The organism is Streptomyces sp. NPDC053493 (assembly GCF_044544825.1).
Taxonomy (GTDB): Bacteria; Actinomycetota; Actinomycetes; order Streptomycetales; family Streptomycetaceae; genus Streptomyces.
In genome coordinates, this window is record NZ_JBITXS010000026.1 from 1 (window position 1) to 6,075 (window position 6,075).

Below are 6,075 nucleotides of genomic sequence, written 5' to 3' on the forward strand. Positions count from 1 at the left end.
TAGTTCGTCAGTTGTCTGGCGTGAGATGTCCCGTGGGTGGCGCGCTCGGACCTGGTTTGATCACACACAGCCCATCTAGCGTCGCGTTCGGTGCCGGGGGGCGGCGCGGAGGGGGCGCCGGGCCGGCGGCATGGTGTGACTGCTGTCGACGGCTGGCTTCTTCGTCGTGTCCTTCCCCGCACGTGATCTGTACGCGTGAGAGAGGGATCTCAGCAGTGAGTGATCGTGTGGATCTGCCGGACAGACGGGGCGGGAGGGCTAGATGGTTGCGTCCAGGTGCGCTGCCCGGGATAGCTCTGACCCTGGCCGGCTTGATGGCCTTCGAGGCCGCTGCCATCGTGGAGTCGACGGGGCAAGCGGTGGCGTTGGCGTCGCAGGAGAAGGCCGCGGAGCGGCCCGTGTATGCGACGGAGGCGGCGGATCTGCCGTCCGCCCAGGTCGCGGCCCGTCTGTCGGGCAAGCGGGTGGAGGCGAAGTCGGAGCGCACGGAGTCGTCGACGACGTGGGCCAATCCCGACGGGACGGTGACGACGGACGCTGCGTCGGGCCCGATCCGCTTCCGTGACGGTGCGTCCGGTGCGTGGCATGACATCGACGTCGAGCTGACGAAGCGGGACGGCGTGATCGCCGCGAAGGGCCATCCGCTGGGGCTGCGTCTGGCGGGGAAGACGCCCGCTGCGCAGGCGGCGAAGGTGCGCGCGTCGGGTGCGGCCGGTGAGGCGGGGACGGCGGAGGTTCCGCTGGTGACGCTGGCCGCGGGCGAGGGGCGTGAGCTCGGCCTGTCGTGGCGGGGTGCGTTGCCGGAGCCCAAGCTGTCTGGGACGACGGCGCGGTACGTCGACGCGCTGGCGGCGACGGACCTGGTCATCGAGTCGACCCGGACGGGCTTTGAGCAGTTCCTGGAGCTGAAGAATCGTTCCGCCGTCGAGGCGAACGGTTCGGTGACGCTGACGCTGAATGCGAAGGGCGTCAAGGCGCGGGCGAACGCGGATCGTTCGGTGACGTTCATCGACGCGAAGTCGGGCAAGCAGGTCGGTCTGCTGCCGGCGCCGGTGATGTGGGACGCTTCCGTCGACCCGAAGTCCGGCGAGCACACCCGCCGGGCGGATGTCGGCCTGAAGGTGACTCAGCGCGGCAGCCGGGTGGACCTGACGCTGACGCCGGACGCGAAGTTCCTGGCTGACCCGGCGACGAAGTATCCGGTGACGGTCGACCCGGCGGTCAACATCGGCTCGAGCTTCGACACGTTCGTCCAGCAGGGCTACACGACGGACATGTCGGCGTCGACGGAGCTGAAGCTGGGCAACAACGGATCGGGCCAGGTCGCCCGTTCGTTCCTGTCGTTCCCGATGGCGGGCATCTCGGGCAAGCAGATCCTGGGCGCCAAGCTGAATCTGTGGAACTTCCACTCCTGGTCTTGCACGCCGAGCAGCTGGGAGGTGTGGGACACTCCGCACGCCTCGACAGCCAGCCGGTGGACGGCGCAGCCGAACTGGAACACGAAGTGGGCCACGTCCACGGCGACGAAGGGCTTCTCGTCCTCCTGCGCGGACGGCTGGGTGAGCCAGGACATCAAGAACCTGGCCGTGGCCTGGGCGGCGAACGGCAACGGTTCCAACTCGATGGGTATCCGGGCCACCAACGAGTCCGATCCCTATTCGTGGAAGCGGTTCAACTCGGGCAACGCGGCGTCCAACACGCCGTACATCTCGGTCACGTACAACACGATCCCGGTGGCCGGGAACCCGATGACGGTCACGCCGGGTCGCGCGAACGCGGGCAAGAACTGGACGACGTCGACGACGCCGGCTCTGACCTACGCCGCCAGCGACGCCGAGACCACGTTCCTGCGCTCGAAGTGGGAGGTGTGGGAAGGCACCACGAACCTCGAGGTCTACGACTCCGGCACCCAGGATCCGGTGACGGCCAAGACGGTGTCGCACACTGTGCCGGCGGGCAAGCTGGTCAACGGTCACACCTACTGGTTCAAGGGCCGTATCAACGACGGCAGCGCCTGGTCGAACTGGACGCCGTCGGTGTATTTCACCGTCGACACCACCAAGCCCGCCTCCAGCGCGGTGACCTCTGGTGACTTCCCGGCGAACACCTGGTCGGGGACCCCGGCCGCCGACGGCACGTTTTCGGGTGCCTTCACCTTCACGCCGCCCGCGAGCGACGTGGCCGCGGTGGAGTACAAGCTGGACTCCGGCGCCTGGTCGACGGCGACCACGACCGGCACCGCAGTGACCAAGACGCTGACCTTCCCGGCCGGCAAGCACACGGTGACCGTCCGTACGAAGGACCCGGCCGGCAATGCCTCGGCAGAGTCGTCGCACGTGTTCTACGCGGGCTCCGGCGCGGCGCTGCTGACTCCGGGCCAGGGCGAGCGGCCGGCCCGCCGTGTGGGCCTGTCGGCCGAGGGCCTGACCTCCTACACCGGCGTGACCTACCAGTACCGCCGCGGCGAGACGGATTCGTGGAAGAACGTGCCGGTGGCCGACGTCCGGCAGGGCTCCAACACGGTCTCCGGCTGGCCGGTGGCGGTATCGAACGGCAAGCCGGCCGGGCTGACGTGGAACATCACGGACACGCTGGCTGAGGACGGCCCGATCGAGGTCCGCGCGGCGTTCACGGACGGCTCGGCCGCCGTGTACTCGCCGGTGAACGAGATCACGGTGGACCGCAACGCGGGCACCGCTCCGTCGCAGGAGGCCGGACCGGGTTCGGTGAATCTGCTGACCGGCGACTACGGCCTGTCGGCGAGCGACGCGTCACTGTTCGGGCTTTCCGTGTCGCGCACGGCTTCGTCGCGCCGGCCGGACGCCGGTGCGAAGCAGGACGGTCAGGCTGCGATCTTCGGCCCGCAGTGGACCTCCGGCACGACCGCCGAGCTCACCGACTCGGACTGGGCGTACCTGAAGAAGACGACGGCGACCTCCGTCGCCCTGGTCGACGCCGACGGCGAGGAGCTGGGCTTCACCGCCACGAGCGGTGGCGGCTGGAAGCCTGAGCCGGGCTCCGAGGAGCTCACCCTGACCGGATCGCTGACGGGGTCGTTCACGCTGAAGGACACCGACGGCACGGTCACCGTCTTCACCAAGCCGGACCCGGCTGCCACCTCGTGGCAGGTTGCCTCCAGCACCGCGGACGGCCTGGCGCAGTCCACGACCACGGTGATCTCCGAGGCCGTGACCGTCGGCACCGCCAAGCTGGCCCGCCCGAAGCTGGTCATCGCCCCGACGTCCGCCGCCTCGGCCACGACGTGCACGGCGACCCCGTCCACGAAGGGCTGCCGCGCGCTGGAGTTCGTCTACGCCACCTCGACCACCGCGACGGCCGCCGCCTTCGGCGACTACGCCGGCCAGGTCAAGGAGATCCGCGCCTGGTCGACCGAGCCCGGCGCGACCGCGGCTACCTCGAAGACCGTGCAGAAGTACGCGTACGACACCTCCGGCCGCCTGCGGGAGACCTACAACCCGCAGATCAGCCCCGCCCTGACCACCGCCTACAGCTACGACAGCGTCGGCCGCGTCACCGGGCTTGCCCCGCCGGGCGAGCTGCCGTGGTCGTTCACCTACGGCAAGGCGGGCAACGCCGCGACCGCCGGTGAAGGCATGCTGATGAAGGCCAGCCGTTTGGGTCTGCAGCAGGGCAGCAAGGACGTCGTTTCCGGTACGGCGGCGACGAGCATCGTCTACGACGTGCCGCTGACCGGCACCAACGCTCCCTACAAGCTGGGTGTCGCGGACGTCGACGCCTGGGGCCAGACCGATGCTCCCACCGACGCGACCGCCGTGTTCCCGGCGGACACCGTTCCTTCGGCGAACTCCGGTGACGGACTGGCCGCCGGTGACTACCGCCGCGCGTCGATCACCTACACCAACGCCTCCGGGCGTGAGGTGAACACGGTCGACCCGGCCGGCAACATCACCACCACCGAGTACGACCGCTTCGGCAACAGCGTGCGCGAGCTGACTGCGGGCAACCGAGCCTTGGCTCTGGGCGGCACCGCTGCCGACCAGGCGACGCTGACCGACCTCGGCATCATCGGCCTGTCCGCCAAGGACCGTGCCGACCTGCTGTCCACGAAGTCCCTCTACGACGCCAAGGGCATCCGCGAGGAGCAGGAGTTCGGCCCGCTGCGCCGGATCACTCCGACGGGCGGCGGCGAGTCGGCCGTGGCGCGTTCGTGGACGGTCAACGAGTACGACGCCGGCCGTCCGACCGACGGCACCGCCAAGGTCGAGAACCAGATCACCAAGGTCACCACCGGCGCCCAGGTCTACGGCTCCGCGGTCATGACCGACGCGCGCGTCACGCAGACCGTCTACGACTGGGCCAAGGGCCTGGCCGTCAAGACGGTCAAGGACCCTGCCGGTCTCGCGATCACCGAGACCACCGAGTACGACGACCAGGGCCGCGTCACCAAGCAGCTCCTGCCCGACGCGACCGGCACGGACGCCGGCACGCGCGTGACCAGCTACTGGTCCGCGACCGGCACCGGCACCTGCGCCGGCCGCCCCGAGTGGGCCGACCAGGTCTGCTCCACCGGCCCGGCCGGCACCATCACCGGCGGCGGCGCCAACCCGGCCCAGCTGCCGACCACCACCACCGAGTACGACTGGTGGGGCAACCCGGCCAAGGTCACCGAGACCGCCAACGGCGTCACCCGCACCACCACCAACACCTACGACAACGCCGGACGCCCGACCAAGAGCGTCATGACCGGCGGACTCGGCCAGGCCGTCCCCGAGACCACCACCGAGTACGACCCGGCCACCGGCCAAGCCGTCAAGACGACCTCGCCCACCGGCGGGACCATCACCAAGGAGTACGACAAGCTCGGCCGCCAGGTCTCCTACACCGACGCCGACGGCGGCGTGACCCGCACCGAGTACGACCTGCTGAACCGGCCGGTCAAGACCACCGACTCGGCTCCCTCGACCGTCACGTACACCTACGACAGCACCGCTGAGCCCCGCGGCATGGCCACCGCCACCACGGACTCGGTCGCCGGAACGTTCGCCGCCACCTACGACGCCGACGGCTCCGTCGCCACCGAGAAGCTGCCCGGCGGCTACACCCTGACGACCAAGGAAGACACCACCGGCGCCGCCACCTCCCGGGTCTACACCCGCGACAGCGACAACCAGGTCGTCTACTCCGACACCGTCGAGGAATCCGTCCACGGCCAGGTCACCGAACACTCCGGCTGGTCCGCGCAGAACTACACCTACGACGCCACCGGCCGCCTGACCGAGGTCGACGACACCGTCGGCGACATCTGCACCAGCCGCACCTACGGCTTCGACAAGCGCACCAACCGCACCGGCCTGACCACCGCCACCGGCGCCGCCGGAGCCGCCTGCCCCACCACCGGAGGCACCACCACCACCTACACCTACGACAGCGCCGACCGCCTCCTTGCCGCCGGCTACGTCTACGACGCCTTCGGCCGCACCACCAACCTGCCCGGCACCCAGATCGGCTACTACGCCAACGACCTGGTCCGCCAGCAGACCACCGACACCCAGCGCCAGACCTGGCAGCTCGACGCCAACCAGCGCCTGCGCTCCTGGACCCTCGAAGACAACACCGACGGCACCTGGACCCAGACCGCGTCCAAGGCCAACCACTACGACAGCGACGGCGACAACCCGCGCTGGATCACCGAAGACACCACCGACGGAACGCTGACCCGTAACGTCGAATCGGCCTCCGGCGACCTCGCCGCCACCACCAGCGGCAACGGCAACACCGTCCTGCAGCTCACCAACATCCACGGCGACGTCGCCCTCCAGCTCCCGCTGGACACCAACGACGCCCCCCTCGTCCTCGACAACGACGAATACGGCAACCCCCGCACCGGCCAGCCCGCCACCCGCTACAACTGGCTCGGCGCCAAACAGCGCTCCAGCGAAACCCTCACCGGCCTCGTCCTCATGGGCGTCCGCCTCTACAACCCCACCACCGGACGCTTCCTGTCCACCGACCCCGTCTACGGAGGCGGAGACAACCGCTACGGCTACCCCGGCGACCCCATCAACCAATACGACCTCAACGGACAAGCCTGGT

General features: G+C 69.6%; 1 protein-coding gene. It reads left to right on the plus strand.

Annotated elements, in window-relative coordinates; translation table 11 throughout:
• Nucleotides 1–314 precede the first annotated feature (314 nt).
• Nucleotides 315–6,075, plus strand: a 5,761-nt coding sequence (locus tag ACIGO8_RS33980; RefSeq protein WP_399738924.1) for a DNRLRE domain-containing protein, incomplete at its 3' end; no start/stop codon positions are given.